Source organism: Mucilaginibacter sp. (assembly GCF_036568825.1).
In the GTDB taxonomy this organism is placed as follows: Bacteria; Bacteroidota; Bacteroidia; order Sphingobacteriales; family Sphingobacteriaceae; genus Mucilaginibacter.
In genome coordinates this window covers 158,752-183,319 of the sequence record NZ_DATCRU010000056.1, presented here as the reverse complement: position 1 = coordinate 183,319, position 24,568 = coordinate 158,752, and the positions used below count along the sequence as shown (strand labels likewise).

30 protein-coding genes are annotated in these 24,568 nt (G+C 42.1%); 11 read left to right on the top strand and 19 right to left on the bottom strand.

Annotation, left to right across the window (positions count from 1 at the left end; genetic code table 11):
• Positions 1 to 109: 109 nt before the first annotated feature.
• From VIM89_RS11415 to VIM89_RS11395, 5 genes are all read right to left on the bottom strand, one after another.
• Positions 110 to 337 (bottom strand): hypothetical protein, encoded by a 228-nt coding sequence (locus tag VIM89_RS11415; RefSeq protein ID WP_488156278.1) that lies wholly within the window; start codon positions 335 to 337, stop codon positions 110 to 112.
• Complete coding sequence (locus tag VIM89_RS11410; protein ID WP_488156277.1) at positions 334 to 705, bottom strand: DoxX family protein; 372 nt, start codon at positions 703 to 705, stop codon at positions 334 to 336. The genes VIM89_RS11415 and VIM89_RS11410 overlap by 4 nt, the downstream gene beginning before the upstream one ends.
• Positions 706 to 768: 63 nt before the next feature.
• A complete protein-coding gene (locus VIM89_RS11405) occupies positions 769 to 1,266 on the bottom strand; it encodes an SRPBCC family protein (protein WP_488156276.1) in 498 nt (165 codons plus the stop codon).
• Positions 1,250 to 1,588 carry an ArsR/SmtB family transcription factor gene (locus VIM89_RS11400; protein ID WP_488156275.1) on the bottom strand — a complete coding sequence of 113 codons (339 nt, stop codon included), beginning with the start codon at positions 1,586 to 1,588 and terminating at the stop codon, positions 1,250 to 1,252. The genes VIM89_RS11405 and VIM89_RS11400 overlap by 17 nt, the downstream gene beginning before the upstream one ends.
• A gap of 384 nt (positions 1,589 to 1,972) precedes the next feature.
• Positions 1,973 to 2,845 (bottom strand): glycoside hydrolase family 25 protein, encoded by an 873-nt coding sequence (locus VIM89_RS11395; protein ID WP_488156274.1) that lies wholly within the window; start codon positions 2,843 to 2,845, stop codon positions 1,973 to 1,975.
• Between the two features lie 192 nt (positions 2,846 to 3,037).
• Here VIM89_RS11395 and VIM89_RS11390 point away from each other — a divergent pair, with 192 nt between their 5' ends.
• On the top strand, positions 3,038 to 4,429 hold the full coding sequence (locus VIM89_RS11390) for a PAS domain S-box protein (protein ID WP_488156273.1): 1,392 nt from the start codon (positions 3,038 to 3,040) through the stop codon (positions 4,427 to 4,429).
• A gap of 114 nt (positions 4,430 to 4,543) precedes the next feature.
• Complete coding sequence (locus VIM89_RS11385) at positions 4,544 to 5,626, top strand: hypothetical protein (RefSeq protein WP_488156272.1); 1,083 nt, start codon at positions 4,544 to 4,546, stop codon at positions 5,624 to 5,626.
• Positions 5,627 to 6,005: 379 nt separating this feature from the next.
• Here the strand turns inward: VIM89_RS11385 and VIM89_RS11380 are convergent, their stop codons facing one another.
• On the bottom strand, positions 6,006 to 6,575 hold the full coding sequence (locus VIM89_RS11380; protein WP_488156271.1) for a hypothetical protein: 570 nt from the start codon (positions 6,573 to 6,575) through the stop codon (positions 6,006 to 6,008).
• 142 nt (positions 6,576 to 6,717) lie between these two features.
• Between VIM89_RS11380 and VIM89_RS11375 the strand changes: the two genes are divergently transcribed.
• Positions 6,718 to 7,620, top strand: coding sequence for a metallophosphoesterase family protein (locus VIM89_RS11375; protein WP_488156270.1), 903 nt, complete (start codon positions 6,718 to 6,720; stop codon positions 7,618 to 7,620).
• Between the two features lie 2 nt (positions 7,621 to 7,622).
• Here VIM89_RS11375 and VIM89_RS11370 read toward each other — a convergent pair whose 3' ends face one another.
• On the bottom strand, positions 7,623 to 8,333 hold the full coding sequence (locus VIM89_RS11370) for a LytR/AlgR family response regulator transcription factor (protein ID WP_488156269.1): 711 nt from the start codon (positions 8,331 to 8,333) through the stop codon (positions 7,623 to 7,625).
• Positions 8,326 to 9,384 (bottom strand): sensor histidine kinase, encoded by a 1,059-nt coding sequence (locus tag VIM89_RS11365; RefSeq protein WP_488156268.1) that lies wholly within the window; start codon positions 9,382 to 9,384, stop codon positions 8,326 to 8,328. Before VIM89_RS11365 ends, VIM89_RS11370 begins: the two co-directional genes overlap by 8 nt.
• Before the next feature lie 301 nt (positions 9,385 to 9,685).
• On the opposite strand from VIM89_RS11365, the gene VIM89_RS11360 reads away from it, so the two are divergent.
• Positions 9,686 to 10,369: a GNAT family N-acetyltransferase gene (locus tag VIM89_RS11360; RefSeq protein WP_488156267.1), complete on the top strand. Its 684-nt coding sequence runs from the start codon at positions 9,686 to 9,688 to the stop codon at positions 10,367 to 10,369.
• Positions 10,370 to 10,426: 57 nt separating this feature from the next.
• Positions 10,427 to 11,197: an exodeoxyribonuclease III gene (gene xth, locus VIM89_RS11355; protein WP_488156266.1), complete on the top strand. Its 771-nt coding sequence runs from the start codon at positions 10,427 to 10,429 to the stop codon at positions 11,195 to 11,197.
• A 167-nt stretch (positions 11,198 to 11,364) separates the two neighbouring features.
• On the opposite strand, the gene VIM89_RS11350 is transcribed toward xth, so the two are convergent.
• Positions 11,365 to 11,781 carry a hypothetical protein gene (locus tag VIM89_RS11350; RefSeq protein ID WP_488156265.1) on the bottom strand — a complete coding sequence of 139 codons (417 nt, stop codon included), beginning with the start codon at positions 11,779 to 11,781 and terminating at the stop codon, positions 11,365 to 11,367.
• A gap of 223 nt (positions 11,782 to 12,004) precedes the next feature.
• Between VIM89_RS11350 and VIM89_RS11345 the strand changes: the two genes are divergently transcribed.
• Positions 12,005 to 12,376, top strand: coding sequence for a response regulator (locus VIM89_RS11345; protein ID WP_488156264.1), 372 nt, complete (start codon positions 12,005 to 12,007; stop codon positions 12,374 to 12,376).
• 4 nt (positions 12,377 to 12,380) lie between these two features.
• Here VIM89_RS11345 and VIM89_RS11340 read toward each other — a convergent pair whose 3' ends face one another.
• The 6 genes from VIM89_RS11340 to VIM89_RS11315 form a co-directional block, all read right to left on the bottom strand.
• Complete coding sequence (locus VIM89_RS11340) at positions 12,381 to 12,890, bottom strand: DinB family protein (RefSeq protein ID WP_488156263.1); 510 nt, start codon at positions 12,888 to 12,890, stop codon at positions 12,381 to 12,383.
• A 114-nt stretch (positions 12,891 to 13,004) separates the two neighbouring features.
• Positions 13,005 to 13,301, bottom strand: a complete 297-nt coding sequence (locus VIM89_RS11335; protein ID WP_488156262.1) for a hypothetical protein — start codon at positions 13,299 to 13,301, stop codon at positions 13,005 to 13,007.
• Positions 13,302 to 13,361: 60 nt separating this feature from the next.
• A complete protein-coding gene (locus VIM89_RS11330) occupies positions 13,362 to 13,802 on the bottom strand; it encodes an Hsp20/alpha crystallin family protein (protein WP_488156261.1) in 441 nt (146 codons plus the stop codon).
• Positions 13,803 to 14,043: 241 nt separating this feature from the next.
• Entirely contained in the window at positions 14,044 to 15,015 is a 972-nt protein-coding gene (locus VIM89_RS11325; RefSeq protein ID WP_488156260.1) for a 3-keto-disaccharide hydrolase, read from the bottom strand.
• Between the two features lie 36 nt (positions 15,016 to 15,051).
• The gene (locus VIM89_RS11320) at positions 15,052 to 15,426 is read right to left on the bottom strand and encodes a hypothetical protein (RefSeq protein WP_488156259.1); all 375 of its coding nucleotides are present in this window, start codon (positions 15,424 to 15,426) and stop codon (positions 15,052 to 15,054) included.
• Between the two features lie 54 nt (positions 15,427 to 15,480).
• Positions 15,481 to 15,810 carry a hypothetical protein gene (locus tag VIM89_RS11315; protein ID WP_488156258.1) on the bottom strand — a complete coding sequence of 110 codons (330 nt, stop codon included), beginning with the start codon at positions 15,808 to 15,810 and terminating at the stop codon, positions 15,481 to 15,483.
• A gap of 241 nt (positions 15,811 to 16,051) precedes the next feature.
• Here VIM89_RS11315 and VIM89_RS11310 point away from each other — a divergent pair, with 241 nt between their 5' ends.
• A complete protein-coding gene (locus tag VIM89_RS11310; RefSeq protein WP_488156257.1) occupies positions 16,052 to 17,596 on the top strand; it encodes a lipase maturation factor family protein in 1,545 nt (514 codons plus the stop codon).
• A 295-nt stretch (positions 17,597 to 17,891) separates the two neighbouring features.
• Positions 17,892 to 18,671 carry a DoxX family protein gene (locus VIM89_RS11305; RefSeq protein ID WP_488156256.1) on the top strand — a complete coding sequence of 260 codons (780 nt, stop codon included), beginning with the start codon at positions 17,892 to 17,894 and terminating at the stop codon, positions 18,669 to 18,671.
• An 86-nt stretch (positions 18,672 to 18,757) separates the two neighbouring features.
• On the opposite strand, the gene VIM89_RS11300 is transcribed toward VIM89_RS11305, so the two are convergent.
• The 4 genes from VIM89_RS11300 to VIM89_RS11285 form a co-directional block, all read right to left on the bottom strand.
• Positions 18,758 to 18,946, bottom strand: a complete 189-nt coding sequence (locus tag VIM89_RS11300; protein WP_488156255.1) for a hypothetical protein — start codon at positions 18,944 to 18,946, stop codon at positions 18,758 to 18,760.
• Positions 18,946 to 19,221, bottom strand: coding sequence for a nuclear transport factor 2 family protein (locus tag VIM89_RS11295; RefSeq protein WP_488156254.1), 276 nt, complete (start codon positions 19,219 to 19,221; stop codon positions 18,946 to 18,948). Before VIM89_RS11295 ends, VIM89_RS11300 begins: the two co-directional genes overlap by 1 nt.
• A 167-nt stretch (positions 19,222 to 19,388) precedes the next feature.
• Positions 19,389 to 20,348, bottom strand: a complete 960-nt coding sequence (locus VIM89_RS11290; protein WP_488156253.1) for a hypothetical protein — start codon at positions 20,346 to 20,348, stop codon at positions 19,389 to 19,391.
• Positions 20,349 to 20,558: 210 nt separating this feature from the next.
• The gene (locus VIM89_RS11285) at positions 20,559 to 21,401 is read right to left on the bottom strand and encodes a hypothetical protein (RefSeq protein WP_488156252.1); all 843 of its coding nucleotides are present in this window, start codon (positions 21,399 to 21,401) and stop codon (positions 20,559 to 20,561) included.
• Positions 21,402 to 21,854: 453 nt separating this feature from the next.
• On the opposite strand from VIM89_RS11285, the gene VIM89_RS11280 reads away from it, so the two are divergent.
• The 3 genes from VIM89_RS11280 (at position 21,855) to VIM89_RS11270 (ending at position 24,345) form a co-directional block, all read left to right on the top strand.
• The gene (locus VIM89_RS11280) at positions 21,855 to 22,595 is read left to right on the top strand and encodes a hypothetical protein (protein ID WP_488156251.1); all 741 of its coding nucleotides are present in this window, start codon (positions 21,855 to 21,857) and stop codon (positions 22,593 to 22,595) included.
• A gap of 45 nt (positions 22,596 to 22,640) precedes the next feature.
• A complete protein-coding gene (locus VIM89_RS11275) occupies positions 22,641 to 23,342 on the top strand; it encodes a PspA/IM30 family protein (protein WP_488156250.1) in 702 nt (233 codons plus the stop codon).
• Positions 23,343 to 23,598: 256 nt separating this feature from the next.
• Complete coding sequence (locus tag VIM89_RS11270; RefSeq protein WP_488156249.1) at positions 23,599 to 24,345, top strand: hypothetical protein; 747 nt, start codon at positions 23,599 to 23,601, stop codon at positions 24,343 to 24,345.
• The last annotated feature ends 223 nt before the right edge of the window (positions 24,346 to 24,568 follow it).

The following is a 24,568-nucleotide window of genomic DNA, read 5'->3' as shown; positions in this document are numbered from 1 at the left end:
GGCACCCCACAGGACATTCGCGCTTGCTTAGTCTACGATTTGCAAGAGGCGACTTGTCTATCTCATACCTTTCAGATGGGATGCCGAAATAAATTCGGCACGACATCTCCTATTCCAATACGCTGCACTGGTAACCATTTTCAGTCACCAGCTCAGCAATTTTTTTCTGCGGGATATTTCGTCCCTCAACGCGAAGTATTTTATCGCAATCTTCAAGGTCAAAATTGATACTGAACATGGGGAATTGCTTCAACAGCACATCCAGTATCCTTTTTGCCTGTCTTTTGTGTCTCACATTTGTTTTATACACTTCTACCATGTTCAGTACCATTGTCATACTTTTTGTGCTTTTAATTTGTGATAGCAGATATATGAACCGAATAGGATCCCGATAAATATGAATATCGGAGCCCAAGCTGATACCGGATCGCCTACAGCGAAGAACGAATATGCTGCTCCTAACATATCAAAGAAAAGGCCGGCATATGCCCACTCCTTCAGCCGTGAAAAGCCCGGAACAAGAATGGCAATAACACCTAATATCTTGGCCACTGCTAAAAATTTAAATATATACAGCGGATACCCGATGTGTTTGGCGATTTCAGCGCCTTGTGGATCATTTCTAAAAGTGCCATATGCTGAAAAGAGCATCAGTGCGACAAGCAGGACGGTAAATACCCAGTAAAGAATCTTTGTTGCTTTCATTGTTTTAAGTGATTTAGTGTTGATTTACATCTGTTTTAGTTCCTGTTCTACGTGATCAATATATTATTCGTTAATTTTTTGCAGGTACTCAGCCAGCTGATCAAATGTGCCACCAAAGCCTTGCTGCATTGATTGCTGCATTTCTTCAAACTTGTTGTATTCTTCCTCAGTAGCGTTAATCGGCGCACCTTTTATAGTAAGTGTGGTTTTGCCGGCACTTTCTGTAAGCGTTATCGTATTTAATATCTCTAAAGGCCACGGATTAATAAATGATGTCTTGATACTGTTACCCGCTTCATCGGCAAAGGAGCTGGCAAATACGATCTTTTCGGGCTCAACTATTTCGCGGTAAACAAACTTACCCCACATCTTACCACCGCCAAAAGACATACTGTAATGAAATATCCCTCCCGGGCGGAACTCCAATGTCTTCACTTCAATTTCGGAACCTTTTGGCCCCCACCATTGAGCAAGGTGCTTTGCCTCGCTCCAAACTTTAAATACCAGTTTACGCGGTGCATCAAACACGCGGGTAATCTCCAGATCATTTCTTTTTGCCATTTTTCTTTTCTTTAGATTGTAACTCTTTTAGGTAATTATCCAGTGAATCAAACCGCGCTTCCCAAAACTGCCGGTATTGTTCCACCCAGTCTGACACTTCATTTAATCTTTCCAAACGGCCCTCACAAAAACGCTCGCGGCCCTGTTGTTTAATCTCCAGCAAACCACATTCGGCCAAAATTTTCATGTGTTTATAGATGGCCGCCCTGCTCACATCAAAATTCTCCGACACCGAATTTATATTGAGCGACTTGTGCGCTATCATCCCTAAAATCTCTCTCCTCGTCGGATCGGCAATCGCCTGAAACACATCTCTTCTCATATAATATGAAACCTTTTGGTTTCAAATATAAATGCAACCTTTCGGTTTCCCAAATTTTTCTGCAAATTTTTTCAAAGTACAGCTGGTTGCAGATAATTATGAATATGGCGTAGATGAACAGCGGCTATTCATGATACTCCTACGGAGTCTGATCTCTTTGTTATTTTTTTCTATAAACAGGTGACTCCTATGGAGTCCAATAGCTGCAAGAGTCCCATAGGGACTACCTGTTTATAGAAAAAATCTAAACAGACGCGAGGCTCCATTAGGAGCCTCCTATCTTCGCCAGACTCAGGTTACCAACCAACAATACAAACTTAGTGGCAAAATAAGGGCTATAAAACAGTTGAATGCGGCAATACGGAGGGCGAATTGCGACAGGATTTATTGAATAAGTAACTTCCTAAAAGCCAGGCTATCACCCCTGAAAGCATCAAAATCGACCACATGGTTGATGCCATTTATAGTCGCTCTATCCGAATGCTGCCAAAAAAGCCATTGGGTTTTGGGGTTTATATTGAGCTGCGGCTTATGATAATGCGCTATCCATAGCGGGTATCCGTCAAAGTATCCGTCGAGGTAATCCTGGTAGAAACTAATGCCAGAATAAATGATCGGTTTTACGCCGGTTCTAGTTTGAACGTAGGTCAAAAATTCCTTCAGCTCCTGGCGCATTTTATTGGGATTGGCGCCATTTAACTCTTCAATATCTACAACCGGAGGGAAATCGCCTTTTTCAATTTTGACGATTTGCAGAAAAAATTTTGCCTGCCATTTACCGTTTTTCGATGGTTTAAAATAATGATAAGCCCCGCAAATGATCCCGACTTTAGGCGCCTCGCGCCAGTTACGCTGAAAATAAGGATCGACCAGCGTTATGCCTTCGGTGGCTTTGATAAAGGCAAAGCTGATGTGCACGCTGTCTTCCTCCATGCTCTTTACTTTTGGCCAGTCAATTTTGCCCTGCGCATAGGATACATCGATGCCATGTATCGCATATTTATCAGGTATCCGGATATTGAAACTCTTGTAGGTGCGGTAGTGCGGCTCCTCACCTATATCGCGTATCCATCGCCAGGTTGAAGTAAATAATTTTACCACGTAACCATAATAGAATGGGGATAGTAATATTAATAGCAGTCCCGCAATACCAACTTTTAATTGAATGGGCCAGCCCTTGCTTTTTTTCTTTTTAGCAGGGGCCTTTTTTCTTACAGGTGCTTTTTTAGGTACGACAGTTTTTTTAGTAGCGGGCACGAACAAAAGTACAAAATGACCGTATTAAATAATGGGTGATTACTGCTGTGTTGAAAAAGTGCAAATACCGTTAAAACACGGGTTGATTTTTAAGTGTTAAACAACAAAATTTGAATACCCCTGAGCTGTAAACAATCATAATAAGGAACATCGTTACTCATAATGTCCCTTATTCTAATTTATAGACCATCTATGCCAACTAATTCTGGTGCAGGAGAACATAATAAAACAATAAGCGAACGGCTAAAATCAGGGCAAGTCTCTGAAGATATACGTTTTAGAAAGCTTGTCGAAAACAGCTATGACGGCATTGCCTTGTTTAATAAGGAGCTGGAGGTTGTTTATCGCAGCAAATCGGCCGAGAAATTAACCGGGTGGACGGCAGAGGCCAGGGAAGGGGAAGAATTCAATACCATTATTCACCCCGACGACCGGAAAAAAGTATGGTCCTGCCTGAACCGATCATTGAAGAACGCTGAATTACCTGTTCCCTGTATTTACAGGGTTAAACACCGGCAGGGCCATTTTATTTGGCTCGAGGGTATTTTCACCAATTTGCTTCACGATCCTGATATTAACGCGATTTTATGCAACTTCAGGGATATTACGGAGAAACGCGGGCTTGAAGATCTGCTTTATGAGGCAAATAAACTGTCAAAAATCGGCGGCTGGGAAATAGACGCAGCCAGCATGACCATGTACTGGTCGGATATAACCCGGCAAATACATGAAGCCAGGTTGAGCTATGAGCCTACCATAGAAGAATCCATAAATTTTTATAAGGAAGGCGAGCACCGCGATACAATGGCGAGGGTAATGAAAGACGCCTTTAAAAATTGCGTCCACGCCGACGTGGAACTTCAACTTGTAACCGCCAAAGGCAATGAGAAATGGGTACGTGTAATTGTTGAGCCCGAATTTTTCAATGGTAAATGCACACGGGTTTATGGCTCGCTCCAGGATATTGACGAACGCAAAAGGGCTGAAATAGCCGAAACAAAGGCACTGGGAGAACGGAATACCATACTGGAAAGTATCGGCGACGCTTTTTTTGCAGTCGACAAAAATTGGATAGTGACCTATTGGAACCGCATGGCTGAGAAGATGCTGGGTATGCCTAAGGCTGATATTATTGGCCGCAATGTGTGGGATGTGTACGCTGCCTATATTGACACCGAGTCGTACAGGAAATATCATTTAGCTTTAGAAACCAATAGCGTAGTACGTTTTGAGGACTATTTTCCGGAAAGAGAAGCATGGTTTGATGTCAGCGCCTTTCCATCAGATAACGGACTATCTGTATATTTTAAAGATATTACCGAGCGGCTGGACTATATAAAAGCCATCGAAGAGCAGAACGAAAACCTGAAGGAAATTTCATGGCTGCAATCGCATGTGATACGTGCACCGCTTGCCCGCATTATGGGGCTAATCCAATTAATTACTGATCCTACCCAGGATATAGCTGAAAAGCAAAATACACTTAATTACCTTCTTACTTCGGCCCATGAACTGGATGATGTGATCCGCACCATAACGGATAAAACAAATATGCCCCGAAGAAAGCCAACCTCGCAGGGCTAAAACACGTATATATTTGTAAAATGTGCTAAACAAATTTTCGTCCCCGGATAAAACATTTAGTGTTTTTGCGTTATTACGTATTTAAACCGAATTTAATATCCCACTAAGCTCAAAATGAAAACAAATATACTTTGGTTCTTCTATGGAGTTGGATTGATCATCTTCGTTAGTTCCTGCTCAAAAGATAATGCCAAGCCAATAACCACCACCACCAATACGCTGGGTTTATACGAGTACGGCGTAGACAGCGGCAAGCGTGCGTTTATTCCCGTTTCTAAAATAGGCAATCAAACTGTTAATTATTATAGCGTATTCGACACCGGGTCATCCGGCATGACCATCGATGCACACGGCATTATACCCGATGCCATGATTACCAGTACAGGCATATCGTTTACCGGAGATTCCACTACTGTAAATGGCATTACCATTATTGCAGGCCAATATACCCTTAGCTATGGCAACAAAACCGGCTTAACCAAAGAGTATGGCTACCTGGCCTATGCCCCCCTTACAATAGGTGACGCAAACGGAAGCATGAGCGCAAAACGGGTTCCGATATTTTTATACTATAAAGTAGTTGACGAGACATCGGGTAAAACAGAGACCGTTAATCACGCGCTGGATATCTTTGGTGTTGGACCGGGTTCAAGTTATGCCAATTCGGCAATAGTAAGTCCGTTGATATATTTTAATAATACTGCCAGTGTAGTAAACGGGTTCAAACTGGCTGTGCTGCCACCAACTATGTTCAGCAGTTCAGGAACTTATGTATCTAAACTATTGACGGTTGGTCTAAGCTCAGCGGATATTACCTCAAATGGGTTCATCATGCACCCGCTTACTTACGGAAGCGTTGGCGGGTATTCAGCGAATATACCGGCTACTATTAAATATGGTAATCAGACAATAAGTGGAAATGTTTTATTCGATACAGGCACGCCACTTTTTTCTACTATTGAAAATAAACTTGCTTTAATGAGCACCGGGCCGCTTCCGGCAAGCACGCAGGTAACTGTTACGACTAATATGGGTTTCACCTATACGTATACCACTACTACGGCGACTAATTTAACCCAGGTTCAAAACCCAAATGTGACGGGCGATTACCGCACCATATTTGGCATCGATTTTTTCATGAACAATGAATATTTGACCGATTATATGCATCATCAGATCGGGTTGAAGAATGATTGAATATCAAATTGAAATTGTTCAATAATTAAATCAGATTAAACAGGTATCTTCTCAAGGCATTCTATCAGCCCGAATAATTGATAGCATTGATAAAATTTAATGCTTTTTGGAGCTCTTTTATAATAGTAAACAAGAAACCAATCACCATGTAATTTTTCAATCATAGTGTAGTGCTCATGAGTTCCTCGTTTTATGTTTGTAATGTTCTTATTAAGGACTGATGTGCTATAATTAAAGTTTATGCGGTTTTTTAAAATTTTGACAATGCTATTAATTTCATAATTAGAAATTGTTAATGATTGAACCCCTATTAGCAATTGCCAATAATCGGACTCCTTTATTTCCATAAAATTTACAAAACTACTTGACATCACGTGTTCTAAAACAAGCCTATGATCAAATGCGGATTAGTAATAAGGCTAGCAACAATATTACTTGCGACATCGCTGCCAAAACTTTTTAATTTCTCAACTATTTTAGACGAAGCTTTTTTGGTATCCTTTTCTTCTTTCACAATTTCTGTAAGTTCTTTATACTGCTTACCCGTAAGTGAATCTTGCAAAACTTCTTTTAATAAACTAATATTTAAAGTCTGATTTTGAGAGAGTGTATGCTGATTGTTAATTGTGATAGACTTATCGATTTTGAGATCATTATTTCCTGGTAAACCAAATACTTTTAATTCTTCTCGCATATTTTCTATAATCATGAAAACAAGATGTTTAACATGCTTTTCAAGGTCTTTGTCTCTTCCTTCTTTATCTATTAAATCCTCATTATCTTCATCTGCATCATTAAGGACTCCCTCATACGATGATTTCTTGAAGAAACGTTCTATTATTCGTCCAAGTAAATGAATTTCTGCTCTAATATCATAACAGTCACCCTCTTCAACCGCCTCTTCAATATTTTCTAATTGCCTAAGAATAGAAGTAATTATTTCATTCATAAATTTTATTGGTTGGGTATATAGTTAAAGATAAAAAATATCGGCTTCTTATCTACCATTACCCCACTATTAAATAATCAATCCAATTTCTCCAAATGGCCAACTTACAATACTTTTATACCGGATTTGTAAGCTGCTCGCTATGAAAAGAAGAACTGCGCTCAAAATGTCCGGGTTATACCTGTTGACCCCTGCCTTAACCAAGCTGAATATCAGCACTGAAAAAAGAAAAATTTTAAGGGTGGCACACTTAACTGATATTCACTTAAAAGATCAATTCGGTGCGCCTGCTAAATTGACCAAATGTTTACACCATGTTCAGCAGCAAAACCCTAAGGTTGATCTGATTCTCAATGGCGGCGATATTGTTTTCGATATGAATAAAGAAAATATCGATACCATCAACAAGCAATGGACGCTTTCTCATAATGTCATGAAAGCCGAATGCAGCCTGCCGGTTCATTATTGTTTAGGCAATCATGATATCTGGTGGAATGAGAACGACAAAGGTCAGGCACTATACGGCAAGAAATATTCGATGGACCAATTGCAGCTTTCAAAGGCTTATTACAGTTTTGAAAACAGCGGCTGGAAATTCATCATCCTCGATAGCGTTCACCTTGATATTGATGGCACGTGGTACATTGGCAAACTGGGTGATGGACAATTTACGTGGCTCGAAAATGAGTTGAATGCCACCGATGCTAAAACTCCGGTATTGGTAATGTCGCACATTCCAATCCTTACGGCTACCTTAATGATCGAGGATGATATCGTCAACAAATGGGAAATGCTGGGCGGCGACATGCACACCGATACTTCAAAGATCATTAAGCTTTTCTACAAACACCCCAATGTGAAATTATGCCTGAGTGGACATATCCATTTGCGTGATAAGGTGGTTTATAACAACGTTACCTATATATGCAATGGCGCTGTGAGCGGGGCCTGGTGGGAAGGAAATAAGCGAGAAACTGCCCCGGGATATGGGCTGATCGATCTGTATGATGACGGCAGCTTTGATGAAGCTTACGTGAATTATTAGTATTAGAGTCTTTTAAAAAGATTTCTTTCTATCCGCTGCATTACCTGCGTGCGGTAGCTTTTGCTGATGGGCAGGATATGATCGGCTAAAATCACCTCGTTATTGTCAATGGTTTGAATAGCATTCACCGCCACAATGTAGGATTTATGTATCTTGATGAAAAGTCCTTCAGGCAACTGGCTCTCCATTCCCTTAAAGCTCATGTAAACAATGTGCTTCTTGTTTTTGGTATACAGGATAACATAGTTAGATAGGGCTTCGACATACAGAATGTCCTCTATCAAAACCTTCTCTATTTTCTGGTTTGATTTGATGAAGAAGTAATTTTCTACCTGCGTCACTTCATGTCGTAATCTCAAACTCAGATAAGCCTGCACTTTTAGTACGGCTTTAAAGAACCGCTCAAAACTTATTGGTTTCAATAAATAGTCCATCACATTCAGTTCATAGCCTTCGATAGCATATTCAGGGAAGGCGGTAGTAAAAATTACGAGAGGCGGATTGCTTAAATTCTTCAGGAAATCGATGCCGGTAATCTTCGGCATTTGTATATCCAGGAAAACCAGGTCGATATGATTATTCTGAAGTGCTGAACTCGCTTCGATAGCGTTTTTGCATACCGCAGCAGCATGCAGAAATTCCACCTGGTCAATATATTCCAGTATTCCCTGGCGGGCTATGGGCTCATCGTCGACGATCAAACAATTAATCATTATACTGCAGTTTGAGTACGGTTTGAAAAATGTTCTCTTCCTTATTAATGTTCAGCTCATGCTTATCAGGGTAAAGCAACTCTAATCGCCTTTGTAAATTTTGTATGCCCAATCCACCTGTTTGTAACAAATGCTTTTGCCCGGTTGCCTGGTCATAGGTGTTTATCGTATCGATGATCAGCATATCGCCATCCTGCTTTTTTATGGTGATCTGTATTTTATTTTTCCCGGCTTCTTTAAAGTTAGAAATATGTTTAAATGCATTCTCTATGATCGGTAGTATTAGCAAAGGTGCTATAGAAAAATCATCCATTTCGCCCTCGATGGATAAGTTGATGTCTGATTCTTTCTCGACCCTTAGCGTCTGAATAGCCACATAGTTTTTGATGTAATGCAATTCCTTTTGTATCGGGATCTTATCGGTATTGCATTCGTAAAGCTGGTATCGCAGCATTTCCGAAAATTTCTCTACCGTTAGCCGGGCGTCCGTATTAGCCTTATCTATCTGGAAATAGATGGTATTCATCACATTGAACAAAAAATGTGGGTTTACCTGCGAACGCAAAAAATTAAGCTCGGATGTCACCCGTTCTTTTTCTATCTCAAGTATCTGCTGCTCCATAAAATAGCGGTCGATCATTATTTTGATAATGCAGCTGATTGAAATAAGGCTGATATCGATCAGCAGTGTTTCCGGAAACAAGGCAACGAGCCGGAAGACTGAACCGAAGACCCGTATCCCGGTGATCAGCTGATAAATGTATAGCGCCAGCAAGAAGGTAACCACCGCATTTAAAAAAGCCAGCAGCAGTAAATAAGAAATAAAGGCGCCGATTTTCCGGGTGTACAGATATCGTGGAGTAAGTCTATATGCGGTATAATAGCAAACAGGTACAGCCGTCCCTAATATGATCATGTGCCCAAACCACTGTGGTATCCAGGGGGTACTCGGATTGTAGTTGATGAGCATGATGATGAATGATGCCACCATCCACGTCAATAGGTAGAATACCTTGTATTTGCTGAGCCAGTATACTACGCCCTTAGCCATTATACATCCAATTTAACATAATGCAATTTACGATCAATACAGGAGGCATACGTTCTCTTACGTCAAGTATTTTGTGCTCATCGTCAAGTATTTATGGCATAAGATATAATGAGGCAGAAAGAGAATTGCGGCAATGCTATTTTTAAATATACAATATCTGATTGTATTTGGGAAAGTTTGGTTAGTTGGGTTGAATACCGGTCGGGCAGGGCCGGTATTTTTTTGTAATCCGGGTTTCAAAAGATATCAGAGTAGATAAAACCATACCTTAAGGCAAAGCTTTTTTCATAGGTTTGCCCCGATGGAACACTTATTGGATAATCCGGCATGGAATGCTTTGATATCGGGCAATGAAAATCTTTACTACGGCAACGACCATATCCGGTACTTTGACCGTGATGTATCGCCATTTGTGGGATTTAAGGAAAATACCGAAGAACACTTCCAGGAACTCTACGATATGGTACCCGAAGGCAGGGTATTCCTGTTTGTAAGGCCAAATGAAATGGAAATACCGGCTCCCTGGAAAGAGCTGGACCGTGTTAAAGGTAACCAGATGATTTATGAGCCGGGTGTTAAACTTGGTGAACCAACAGCCGAACTCATCCCGTTAACGCAGAAATACGTTCCGCAAATGCTTTCGCTTACAAAACTGACTAATCCCGGACCATTTGCTGAATGGACGATTAATTTCGGGCACTATCACGGCATTTTTGAGAACGGTAAATTGGCTGCAATGGCCGGCCAACGCCTGCATGCCTTTAACTATGCGGAGATAAGCGCCGTTTGTACACATCCGGATCATACCGGTAAAGGTTATGCCCGGCAACTGCTTATTCATCAAATCAACCGCATTATGGCTGCCGGAGAAATACCTTATTTGCATGTGCGTTCGGATAATGACCGCGCTATAAAGGTTTATGAAAGCCTGGGCTTTGTTACCCGCTGCAATGTGTGGTTTTCGCCGATTCAGAAAGCGAAATAAAAGTTCAATACTCGTCCTGTTTTCATTAAGTTTGATTTCAAATCAAAACCATCTGCTATGAGAATTGCAACCTACAACGTTAACGGCATAAACAGCAGGCTGCCTGTATTACTTCGCTGGTTGGGCGAAACCCAACCGGATATCGTTTGTCTGCAGGAATTAAAAGCTCCCCAGGAAAATTTTCCTGAACAGCCTATAAAAGATGCCGGTTACAATGTAATATGGCATGGGCAAAAAAGCTGGAACGGTGTTGCCATTTTAACCCGCGGCCTTGAAATAAAAGAACGCAGACGTGTACTTCCCGGCGATCCGGAAGATCTGCACAGTCGTTATATTGAGGCTGATGTTGATGGTATTATTGTAGGTGGCCTTTACTTACCCAATGGCAATCCTGCTCCCGGACCAAAATTTGATTATAAACTAAGCTGGATGGAGCGCTTTATTATCCATGCAGGTGACCTGATGGCTTCTGGCTTGCCAGTGGTATTGACAGGCGACTACAACGTAATACCAACCGAAATCGATGCTTATAAACCTGAGCGCTGGGTTGAAGATGCCCTGTTCCGCCCGGAAACCCGTGCAGCATTTAAACGCTTACTCGACCAGGGATGGACCGACGCAATTCGCAAATTACATCCTCAGGAAACTATTTATACTTTTTGGGATTACTTCCGAGATGCTTATGGACGAAATGCTGGTTTGCGTATTGATCACTTTCTGTTAAGCCCGCAATTGGATGGCCGCCTAAAATCAGCGGGGGTAGACCGCCATGTGCGCGGCTGGGAGAAATCAAGTGATCATGGGCCGGTTTGGATAGAATTAGATTGAGTCAAAAAAATGTGTCATTTCGAATTCGCTGGACGGCTTATGCAGTGGGTGCGAATGAGAAATCTTCTACAATTTGCATAGCGCACTTTGCAGGATGTAGAAGATTTCTCCTCACCCGACTACGAGTCCCATCCCGTTCGTCGAAATGACATGGTTTTAATGTTTATTTATTTACTGTCTCGTATATGCCACAACGGCACAATAACCACCTTAAAAAGTTTAACAGTTATGCGCATGCTATGCGGTATGCTGGCACTGTATATCCGTACTCGCAAGGGGTGATATCCAGCATACATCCTGCTGGTGTTTTTGATTGGTAATAATAATATCGGGGTATGCGGAAAATTTACTGTGGACGGGTATCCTTCATTAATTAAAACTTTGCCAGGTTTTTCCGGACCAGGTTCTGAATAAGTAAGATCATTATCACCTATATCAATCAAAGGCCGGTTGTGCTCAAAATGATGGTTTGTAAAATTCACTGCGAGCATTGTTTGAGCTTTGACATCAGGCTTCAGAAAAAGGGCCAGGAAAGTGATCAGGAAAAAATGAAGAAGTGATATTTTGGTACAGGATAAACGCATTTAAAATGACATTTATTTATACACAATGATACCGCTCTGCTATTAGTCTACATTAAACTTTAGATTAACTAATCATTATATGTTAAGTAAAAAGTTAACGATAAGTAAATGTGAAATAACCCCTCAATTTTTCAGAAAAAAAACTGCAACTTAGTTGTCATTACTCCGTATAATTTAAACGTTACTGAAGGTTCCCCTGACCTGTTTTCAACCTACAATTATTATGCGGAAACACATTGTAGTCATTGCGAATGACGAATCGAACCTTGAAGCTATTGCTGAATTACTTGAACATTCTGGTTATGTAGTTAGTGCCTTAACTTCTTTTTCATCAATACAGGAGCTTGCTATCCTGCGTCCAAACTGCTTTATTATTGACGAATGGCTCCCTGAAATATGCGGGCATGCCGTGTGCCTTATGCTCAAAGCACAGGAACAAACCAAAAGTACACCCGTAATTTTGATATCCGGCAATGATGAGCCGCTTGAGAACCGCTGTGAAGCTGACCTGATCCTGAAAACGCCTTTTCAGCCCTATAACATGCTGCAGATAGTTTCTTTAGTGATCAAAAATTCGGAACTGATACATCACTGATCTATCACTCCCCCGTAAAGCTTTTATCATCTGCTGACGGTCCGTAAATAGATGGAACAGCTATGTCATTTAACCGCATATAAACCGTCAACTGCCCGCGATGATGTACCATATGGTTGATGGTCGATTCTACCTGTTCCCTCTTTGGCGAAGTGAATAAAACATTGCCATTGGCTTTCAGGAAGAACGTCTCTCCCAGTTCACCTTCTTTAATTCCACGCAAAGCGTCTTTAGCTTCGGTAACGTTTTGCTTAAAATGATTCACCAGATCCAATGTGGTTTCGGCTTTCATATGCTGAAATGTCGCAAAATCGATCTCTGATTTTTTGATGATGTGTGTGATCCACATCGGTATTTCGGCTACAAGTAAGGCTAGATAGCCCAACTCCATTGATTTTTCATGTGGTTTCCAGCCAAATAATTCAGGCGGGATACGTTCGAGACATTTTAAAGTGGAGGTGGTTTCTGATTCGAGCTCTTTAGCAAATTCGGCGGCAAATAATTGATCATTCATGGCTTGGTTGTTTATTGTCACGAATAACAGATTTATGGGCGAATGGTTTTAAAACAAAAAGCCCCAGGCCTTTCGGCCCGGGACTTCGCGACTTAGCAATATAACTGAGCAGATTTATGATAATTCAAGATTATTCATCCTGAAAATCTCCTTTGCGATATACTTGCAATTAATGGCAAATTCATCGAGGCTGCACGCCACGGTTTTTGCTGTTTCAGGAACATCATTCGCAATTACTATCATATCTATATTTAGCGCCTGGTCTTCATAAGCCGAATTTCTTCCTTTTAAGCCAGCAAAAATTTCATCAGCACGCTTGCTGTCGTTACCCAGATAGTACTCGCCAAAACATTTATATCCTCCGGGATACTTCAGGCTCAGCATCAGGTAATACTTACTTTTGGTTTCCATAGCAATTAATGCATTAAGGATTATAGACGCCTTAATAACTTAACGATATGAAAAATCAGATTATTTAACCTCTATCTGGCGACGAACGGTTTTAGCTTCTTCTCTTTTTGCAATATCTATTTTAAGAATGCCATCCAAATATTCTGCTTCAATGCCTGAGTCGTCAGCACTTTCGGGCAGTGTGAATGACCGCACAAACGAAGAATAGCTATATTCACGCTTGCTATAGTTCTTGTCTTCGCCACTGTTTTCCTGACGCTGTTCAACAGAAATAGTTAAAACGTTTTGTTCAAGGTTCAGCTTAAAGTCTTCCTTTTTAAGGCCCGGAGCGGCAAGCTCTATGTGGAAATGATCGGGCGTTTCGCTGATGTTTGCGGCCGGCACACGGGTGGTCATGCGGTCAGACAAAAAAGAGTCGTTGAAGAATGATTCGAAAATATCATTAAAGCCTGGCATTAATGAATTATTCTTTTTTTCGGGACTAAATTTAACCAATGTCATAGGTCTTCCTCCTTAACTAGATTTAATGATTGAACTTATTTATTAATTAAACCAGAGAATCTCGTATTCTCACAAAACATTCTACAAGGAAAATGCCAATGATATTTCCGTTGCGTATAGATGAAAAATTTGCATGGAAAGTGAAATTTTTACAGTCAAATCTGTCAAAATTTCAATATTAATGACAAAAAAAAGCCCTGAATAGTCATTCAGGACTTACTATTAGCAGGCTTATTTTAATTTATTTTGCCGGAGTCAAAACAATATTCCGGTAATCGATTGGACCATGGTCGCCCTGTAATAAGATCGGTCCAGGCTCTTCCTCCTTACTGTTGATAGCACCGCCGGTTATACCCGGGATGATCTGGTTGCTGATCACCGTACGGCCATTGGCTACCACAGTTACCATACGGCCTACAAGAGTGATATCATAGGTTTGCCATTCATTCGGATTTTTTGCCATCATCACGTTTGGCGGCAGGAAACCATAGATGGAGCTAAACTGGTTATTGATCGGCTCCGGCTCACCGCTTTTGGTATCAATGATCTGCGTTTCATAACGTCCGCGCAGGTAAACGCCGCTGTTGCTACCCTGCTGATAGCGGAACTCGATATGCAGTTTAAAATCAGTAAAGGTTTTGTCGGTCATCAAGTTGGCGCCGGAGTGTTTGCTGCGCAGCATGCCATTCTCAACCACCCATTGGTTTTTGCCATCGGTATGCCAGCCTTTCAGATCTTTACCGTTAAATATTTTAATAGGTGTGCCCCAGGCCGGTGTTTTGGTACGGGCCATTAATGGTGCACGCACCCCGCTGAAGTTATAAGTTTGACCATCGGTATATACCATGGTGCCTTTTATCGCATCGCCATTCACCTCGAATTCAAAATCCATATTCCGGTTTCCGGGTTCCCATTGCGGAGGAATGGAGAAGCTGTATTTGGTTCCGTTTACTTTTACTTCTGAAATTGGCCGCGCGCTGCCAAAAGCATATACAAAACGCCCGATCAACGTATGAGTACCCGATTTCTGCACCTCTAACCAGGATGGTAAAGTTTTGCCGTCTTTTTCTAAATTCAAATCCCATCTGCCTATCACGTCAGGATCTTTCACCATCGTGCCTTGCGCAGATGATTTAAGGGATGAGAAAGCCAATAAGCTTAAAATGAATTGTGCCTGCACCAACAGGCGGATGAATGGTGGAAGTTTTTTCATGTTCGTAGGTTTATAATTTTTAAAACTACAACTTTTCTACTCCTTTTTCCATTCTTTCACAGTGAAATCATTCACTACCGAATCTTTATTCAGTTTGAATACCAAATATTTGGTATGAACGGGGTCGATATCCGATCCAAAGTCCATTGTTATTTGGTAATATACGCCGTCCGTATTTTCCAGATTTTCCGGGTTACCCAGTGAATCGATCAGTTGCTTATAGGATAGACCTCTAAGCTGATGATGAGTAGTTAAGTCATTTATCATTTCGTCCCTGTAAGGGTAGTCCCAATCCTCTTTAGTGTTCCATCGCAATCTATTAAATTTGGCATGATATTCATTACAAGACAGAGCGCAAACAGGTATTACAGCACATAATCCCAAACCCACGATTTTTCTGAATAATTTCATATAAAAAAGGCCCGCAGATTCTAATCCCGGGCCCCGTTTTAGGTTTTGATCTCTTTATTTAGCTTCAGATATTTTGGTAACTTCGATGGTATCGTTGTTAACGTTAGCGTCTACCTCTACATCTTTGCCGGCATATTTTTTCACCTTTTGCTGATTGGATATTTTGTACACTTTATCTCCTGAAACAAGTACAGCCGCTGCACCGCCTGCCATGCATTTATTGACGCATTTAATACGTGCCTCCTGTGAGCCCATATCTGATTTTGCCTCCGCGCAGTGCGAATCGCCGATATAGCCTTTCAGGTGTTCAGTGTCGTTACCGGTAAATGCCATTCCAATGCCGACTGTAAGTACAATGGCTAATGATAAGAGTAAATTTTTCATTGTAGTAGTTTTTTAAATGATGTTTAAATTATGAACAGCCAACGATAGCTGTAAATAGAACCTGGTTTAATGACTTGGTAATCAAATATAATAAACATTTTATAAAACAGGTTTGTTTGCGGGAAAAATGTGTTTTTGAAATTTTCCACAAATGATTGGGCAATATTTACAAATTGCCATTTTCAAAAACGCGTTGAACCTTTTTAGTTAGATTTGTTTTCCAGGTAATAAAAGCAATTGAATGCTCTCAGATGCTTTAACCGATCAACAGGCCATCACGCTCGAACAGGATAAACCGCCAACCTACTGGCTTACCCGGTTTATGATCCTGCGGTTACTGGGTGTGGTGTATGCTGTAGCATTCCTGGTGGCTATTAATCAGCTTGTTCCTTTAATAGGCTCTAACGGTTTGCTCCCTCTCGGGAATTATCTCAACCTTGTAAGTCATTCATTGGGATCAGACTTTGCCGGTTTTGTCCGGTTGCCGTCTATCTTCTGGTTATGGCATTCAGATGGGGCATTGCTGGCTGTAGCTTGGATAGGGTTCATCCTCTCATGCGTAGTAGTTGCAGGTTATGCCAATGCGCCCATGCTTGGGGTGATCTGGTTTTTGTATCTATCCATTGTGCATGTGGGACAGGATTGGTATGGTTACGGATGGGAGATACAGCTTGGCGAAACGGGTTTCCTCGCTATTTTCTTGTGCCCACTGGTAGATATGCGGCCATTCTCCAAACGACCGCCGCCAATGGCGATTATCATTCTATTCCGCTGGCTCATATTCCGCATTATGGTGGGTTCAGGATTGATAAAATTCCGGGGCGATGCGGCCTGGCGAAGTGGTACCGTTTTGTTTTACCATTTTGAAACGCAGCCTATACCTGGTCCGCTGAGCCGGTGGTTTCATTTTTTGCCGCATTTTTGGTTGAAGGTGGGTGTATGGTTCAACTGGATCGGCGAACTGGTGGCGCCCTGGTTTGTGTTCTGGCCAAGAGTAGGGAGACATATTGCGGGGTCGATTATTGTATTGTTCCAGTTGAGTATTATACTTAGTGGTAACCTCTCATTTTTAAACTGGCTCACCATTATCCCGGCGCTGGCTTGTTTTGATGATGGCTATTGGGCGAAATTGTTGCCAAAAGTGCTTGTCCGCAAAGCGCAGGCTGCTGCGGATGGTGCAGAGGAATCTAAACCGATGCTGACTACCTCTTATATCATTGCCGGATTGCTGGCCTTGCTCAGTCTTCAACCGACGTTTAATCTTATATCCGCCGAGCAGATTATGAACACCTCTTATGACCCCTTCGACCTGGTAAATACTTATGGCGCGTTCGGGAGTGTGGGTCAGGAACGCCTGAACGTGGTGTTTGAAGGGACAATGGATGATACCACCAACAATAAAGCCGTTTGGAAATCTTATATCTACAAAGGGCTGCCCGTTCGACTGGATAAGCAACCGCCACAGATAGCGCCCTACCAGCCACACCTGGACTGGCAGATGTGGTTCGCCTCTATGTCTACCGCCGACCAATACCCATGGACCTACCACCTTGTCTGGAAGCTGCTGCATAACGACCCTGACGCTGTAGGACTCTTTGCTGAAAACCCTTTCCCCGGAAAGCCTCCGCGATTTATCCGTGCAACCATCTACCGCTACAAATTTGCCGAACCCGGCAATCCGCAGCATCTTTGGTGGACGCGTGAACCTCTTGGGCTTTGGATGCCGGTGTTATCGGTTGATAATCCGGAGTTGGTGAAGTTTTTGGGGTATGAGGGGTGGAAGTGATTAGCGGATTGCAAATCCGCTGGTTTTTTAGTCCGGGATTGTAAATCCGGACTAACGAAAAAATTCCGGTTCAGACAATATGCAGTATAGGCCTTTGCGCACCATACTTCGAGTGCCTCAGCATGACACCTTTTTTTGATCTTCCAAACACCTGTGGTGACAACACCAATTAGGGCGCACATACTTGCACCAGGATGAGCATTTTTTATAAGCTTCCTTGATCACATTTGTCTTTATCTTCTTAAATTCGAGTACCTGTCTTATTCAAACCAACAAATCAACGCCATTTAATCTTATGGGAAAACTATCTAATATAGGCCCCGTCTTCTATAGCATAGCCATAGCCGGGTTTGGGGTTGAGATGATCTATTATCATGATTTTCCTTATATGCTGTTACCGCCAAATCATTCCCTTATACCAGGTTTTGCAGTGCTCGCCATTATTTCGGGGATCCTTTTTGTTTTGGCAGGGGCATGCCTCATTTTTGAGAAAAGGCCCCGGCAAATTTCTCTCCTGCTCGGGTTTGTGCTGCTATTGATAGTTTGTTTTTACTATATCCCGTATGAATTTATAGCTACGTCAAATTATATGCATTTGGGAGAATGGGAAAATGCAATGAAAGACCTGACATTAGCAGGCGGCGCGCTGGTTATTGCCGGTTGTTTTCCTGAAAAAAATGAAAATCGCCTTACCCGGTTCCTCGGGAAGTTAATTCCTTTTGGGGCTATTCTGTTTGCCATAACAATGATCGATTATGGCATCAGTCATTTTCTGTATGCAAAAGATGCGGCAAACTATGTCCCGTCATGGATACCCGGCCATCTGTTCTGGATTTATTTTTGCGGCACAGCATTAATAGGATCGGGCATTGCGATTATTTTTAAAATCAAAACCAGGGTAATTGCTACTCTTTTGGGGACAATGATCTTTATTTGGTTTGTTTCTCTGCACGTCCCCAGGGTGGTCGTTTCTTCTTTTGCTGATATGAAAGATGAAGTAACCAGCGCATTTTTAGCACTTGCCTATAGCGGAATTGCTTTGGTCATTGCCAGAGTTGCTAAAAAGGAAGCCTAAAAACTGGTTGCTTCCCGTTGCAACATCTTTGGTAAACTCGTAAGCAGGCGAGTTATTTATCTGCAAAATCCGCGAAACAAAATGAATCAGCGGCCCTTTAGCGCTGAATCCCAATGTTCTGCAATTTTTCCATTTTCAAGCCGGAGCATTTCAAAGGAAGTAGTAGTATAGCGTTTAGATGTGTCACTGGGGTCGCGATGCACGGCTTTGAAAGCGAGGATCACGCGGTCGCCTTCTGCGATGATGGCAATAAGCGGTCCCTGGATGGTATCCACTATAGGACGGGGTTTGCAAATTTTGAAAAGAAATCGAGAAAGCCCTGTCTGCCTGTTGGCACGTTCGGGTTGTGCTGGATATAGCTCTCCATCATAAACTGAGGCGCCATTTCCAAATGACCGCCCTCCAGTACCGAGCGCCAGAAATCGTACACAAACTTTTTGTTTTTAGCCAGCGCGGGGTCCTTGCTATACAACATGGATTTCTGACTTTGCGCAAATACAGTTGAGCTTGCAAAAAGGAGCAAGCCGAATAAGAGTTGTTTCTTTTTCATGGGGTTTACCTACTGTATATCTAAGTCGTTGAACCCTTTGGTTTTGTGACATGGTCTTTTAAATTTTTGTACAGGGTAGCGTAATCAAATAAACGCTCTTGAACAGGCGAGAGGCATTGATCTTTTTACAACCTATAGGCATTTTCTTTTGAACAATATAATATTGTCTACCCCTTGGTTCCTTTGACATTCAAAATAATAACGCTGGAATGGGTAATGCCCAGCGTTTTGCCAGGAATCGCTTTGACATAAAATTTAAGATAACCATTCACTATACCCTTCAATTCATCAGGGATTGTTTTTCTGAACTCCGGATATAGAAATATAATTGATTTTCGAAAGATTAGTTTGCCGTGTTCGTCAACCCAAACGCTGAATGAATACGAGAAATCGGCATAAGCATTTTTAATAAAGATATCATATTCAGGAGAAAGATATTGATCGTCTGGCATCATCTCATCCAAAATACTGTTATTTACTTCCTTCTTCTTAACACCAACCAGGTCGGGCCGCTTAGATTCGAGGATTACCGGTTGCAATGCTGCAAAAGCGCTGTCTAAATTGATGTTCGCCTGTGCAGCCTTGTGTTTTATATACAGTGTATCGTTCTTCGTCGGCCGCCAAAGCTTAACGGTATCGGTATGAAGTACATCGCGTATGTATCTGTCAGAATAAAGTGTGATGAATACATTAGGTTTTCGATCAACGATAATGCGATCTTTCACCTTGAGCACTTGAAACTTCAAACTGTCTTTATTCAAGCACTTCAATTTCAGCCATGCCCAGGCAATATTGAAAATAGAGTCATGATCGAACATCACCGGGGCGTTATTAAAAATATTACGCTTCGGGTTAAATATATTTACTGAATCCGATGAAGAAAACGACAATCTCCATGATGGTTTCAACCGATAACCGTCTTTGTTAAACGATAAGCCATTGTCAAATACACGTTTGACTTCGGTATATCTGACACCTTGTATCGATTTTAAAAGCAGTTTTGATTTTTTTGCTTGCTCTTCCAGATCTTTTTTAGCTTTTTCTTCCGGCGTGACGTGATGACATGCAACCGACAGTAAAGATGTTATAAAAACAAAAAGGATAAGACAATTGGCAGTTTTGTTCATCTTATGAATGGGTAGATTTAGGAAGGTTTCTGTTTTGATACTTGCAAGTTAATATAATTCTTCAGCGTTTCGGTAATCATCACAATCCTTCATCAAACAAATCATGGTTCGGAAAATATGTACATCTTGCATGTCCGTTCTGCATAGCATGCGATTGCTTCTTCACCCCACAGGCCGTTCATCGCAATGACACGGTGGTTAAATCAGCGGTTAGGATGGGAATACCAGCACAGGAATTGAAATATATCCGGGAGTTTTTAACTCAGCTAAACTGCCGAATATTTGGGTAAAATGATAACTGTGATTTAAACAGACAAGCATATCTGCTTCCATCCCATGAATAACTTCATCAATTCTGTCGGAGAAACTTTTTGCGCATAAGTTTGAAAAAAATAAATTTTTACAAACCACTTTCTTCATCAGCTCATTGCTGAAAAGGTGGTCTGCGTATGACTTGTCCAGCTCAGACAAGCCCTTTGTACAGAGGTGTGCTACGATCACGCTTTCGTTTTCAACGCGCCATTTTGCAAGGTAATTGATAACAGGGGTTTGCGCATATCTCAAATCGGCCAGGTAAACTATTCTTTCGATCTTTTTAACTGGCGCTGATTCAGGAACAAGCAGGATAGGACACTGTATCCGGTTTAGTACCGACTTCATGTTGATGCGGTAGCCATTATCCTGGTTTTCAGCGTCGGCTGCCATTCCGTGAATGATCAGGCATGGTTTATGGAAATTGACATAAGCGATCATCTCACGTTCTCCGAAACCGGAGGCGTCCATGCTTTGGATACCGGGGTGAAAATCGGTTCCTGAATTTAAACAATTCAGGTGGTCGCTAACGGTTTCGGGCTTTTCATCGTCACCTAAAACTACTTCAAAACCTGCCGGTACCGCCCTCGAACGGGCAACCTGGTTTAGCATTGACCGTTCGGCAGAGACCATATTTGCCAATACAATATCTTTATTATAAAAGCATGCCAGTTGAAAGGCATATTTGGCTGCCTGCAATGCTTCTTTCGAATCATCATTAACCACCACTATCTTTTCCATTTTCTCTACTCCTTTCAGGGTTTAGGCTTGCTATTTAACAACAAGGGAATGAGGCGGGTGGTTTTGAGATTAAATAAAGATTCTGGCTTTAAATAAGCATGGCGTAGAGACACACCCCTGCCCCTCTTCGCCTTTGTTGGTGTTGTCACCAACAAAACCACTACATAACCTGTGGGCTTTAACAAATTCCCGGGCTTGTTGGTGACAATACCAACAAGGGCATGAAGCATGACACCCGTTTTTTTAGTTGCAGTGGCAGTTGGTAGTAGCAGTATAGATCAATCAACGAGATCACCATAATTACACAAATCAACGGTTTAATTTTTCCTGAACATTTTTGTAACATCAGATTTGGATATTAGTCCAAATACCAAAAAAATAGAACTTCGAATAATGGGGCCCATATCCTGATATAGTCGTAGCCCTTTATACAACAAATCAATACAAATCATCATGAAAAAGATATTAATAGGCCTTGGTTTAGTGGTTGTTGCTGCGAGCTGTTCGCAGAATCCGCCGCAACAAAACAATGTGACCATACAGAGCAGCGCTCCTGCCGGCTTTGATGTGAACAAGCTAGCCCAGCTGGTAAAAACAAGCACTGATCCGCAGACACTTGAAAAGGCAATCAACAACCCCAACAACCATATCAATAATCTCGACCTGGATAAGGATGGTAATATTGATTACCTGAAGGTAGAAGAACCCGGTCAGAACCAGTTGAACGTGGTAGATGATGTAAGCGATGCCGATTCGGTAACTGTAGCCCGGATACACATTCAACCCGACCAGGCCAATAACACGGCTAACCTTAATGTATATGGCAATCCTGCTTATGTGGGGTATGATAATTATTATCATTCGTCGTTTACATTCACCGATTTCCTGTTGCTGAGCTACTTTTTGCGCCCGCACCCTTATTATATGCCAATGTATCATTATGGGTACTATCCGTCATATTATACCCGGGTGCGTACGGTAACTAATTTCAGGCCGACTACTTCTTCGGCGATGTCGTCAAGAAGTTACCGCAGCAGTTTGAGTTCGCCTAACCGTTCGCAACGGTCATTCAGCACACGGAGTTCGGGCAGAACTGTGCGCAGCGGGGGTTTTGGGCATTCTTCGGGCGGCAGCAGTTATCACAGGTCGTCAGGTTTTGGCCGAAGCCGCGGTGGCTTTGGTCGCAGAAGATAATTTTTACTAATCACAAATTTTGTTAACTAATTTAAAAACAATACAATGAGCATATTCGACAGATTATTCCGTATCGGCAAAGCTGAGGCAAATGCCGCAATTGATCACCTGGAAGACCCGGCTAAAATGGCCGATCAGATCCTGCGTGAATTACGATCAAACTATCAGCAGGCTATACAGGGCGAGGCTGAAATTAAAGCGATTGCCCTGCAGCACCGCGCAAGCGAACAAAGCGCCCGCGAAAAAGCCGCCGAATGGGAAAAGAAGGCCAATGAATTATTGGACCGCATAGAAACCAAACAACTGGACGAAGCCCACGGCACCGACCTGGCTAACAAAGCAGCCGAAGCGTACCAATCGGCCCAGGCAGAAGCCGATCAGTTTGCTAAAATGGCTGAAAAGGAAGAAGGCGCCGTGAACGTGATGGACCTTAAGATCAAACAAATAAAAGACCAGATTGCCGAAACAGAAAGCCGTGCACAAATGATCAGCGCACGTGCTAAAACTGCAGAAGTATCAGAAAAAATAAGCAAGACTTTATCCAATGTAGATACTGACGGGTTGATGGCCACTTTAAACCGCATGGATCAGAAAGCCTCGGCCCAGGAGTATAGAGCCGCAGCCTATGCACAGATTGAGGATTCGACAATGTCAACCGAGCAGGAGATCAACAAAGTGCTGGGCCAGGGATCGACCTCGAATGCGTTGGAGGCTATAAAGGCTAAGCGTACTAAGTTGCTGAATTAATAATACAAACCGTCATGCCGAACGGCCTTAAAAGCTATTTATAAAATATGTCATTTCGAACGAACCAGGACCGGATTGAGCTTAGCGTTCGGAGAAAACTTATACGAGCGGCTCGCAGACTTTGCAGGGTGTATAAGATTTCTCTTCGCTCCACTACTCAGCCCAAGCAGCTCATCGAAATGACATAGTTCTTATTTTTATTCTTATAGCGTTCAGCATGACGGTAGTTTTTTACGTTCATTATTTGAAATTATTCATGTTTATAACAGACGATAATAAAAAGACCTTTAAGGCGATCATTCTTTTGGATGAAATGATCAATAGCAGTCATCAGTTTAAGACTGTTGATAATGGAGATGATAAAGTGCTGGAGCCTTTGTTTATTGACCTGATGTCAAAGGGTTATGTCCAGACTTCTGGCCTTAATTACCAGGTAACGGCCAAAGGGCAGGATGTATATAATGTTTTTATGAAACGATATACCGAGTACCTGAAGGTGTATGATATCTTTTCTTTTGTTGACCTTGAAAAAGGGGAGTTTGCTTTTGAAAGCTATTTTGATTTCGACAGCGATGATGCCTGGGTCAATTTTACGAATGACGAGCGTTTTGACGACCTGCGGATAGCCGTGGCTATGTTCAAGAAGATCGACCCGGCAGAGATCGTTTTTATGTCTTTCATCAATGAAAATCGCTTTGATACCACCGCAGCGGGCTGGCAAATAGACCTGGTTTCGGACAATTCATGGAAGGAAATTGAGGATATCTGCAGCACAGCAATAAAACCCGAAGAAGTTGGCGAGGATGCCATGCTCGACATGATCAGCCAGGGTTCTGAACTGATGATCAGATTGCTGCAGGAAGAAAAGGAACAGGAACAAAATAATAACACCGGCGGTGGCACTGAAACGGTTGTTGAAGAAGAGACGGTTGAGTATTACCAACCTTATTATGACCCGTATTATGTTTCGCCGGTATGGTTGCTGCCTTTGTTTTTGTGGTAGGCTATTCAGTTGGCAGTTTTAAGTTGGCAGTTTGCAGCAATCGTTGCTTGTCTGAACCGGAATCCAAGAATTTTGGAGTTAACAGAGCCTACCCATGACATGTTTGCATTGGGTGTCACGCTGAGCTTGTCGAAGTGCGGTGCGTAAAGGCCTTGCCCACGTACCCTTCGACCGGCTCAGGGTGACAACGCTCTTATATCATCTCTCCGCCTTTGTGGTAGCA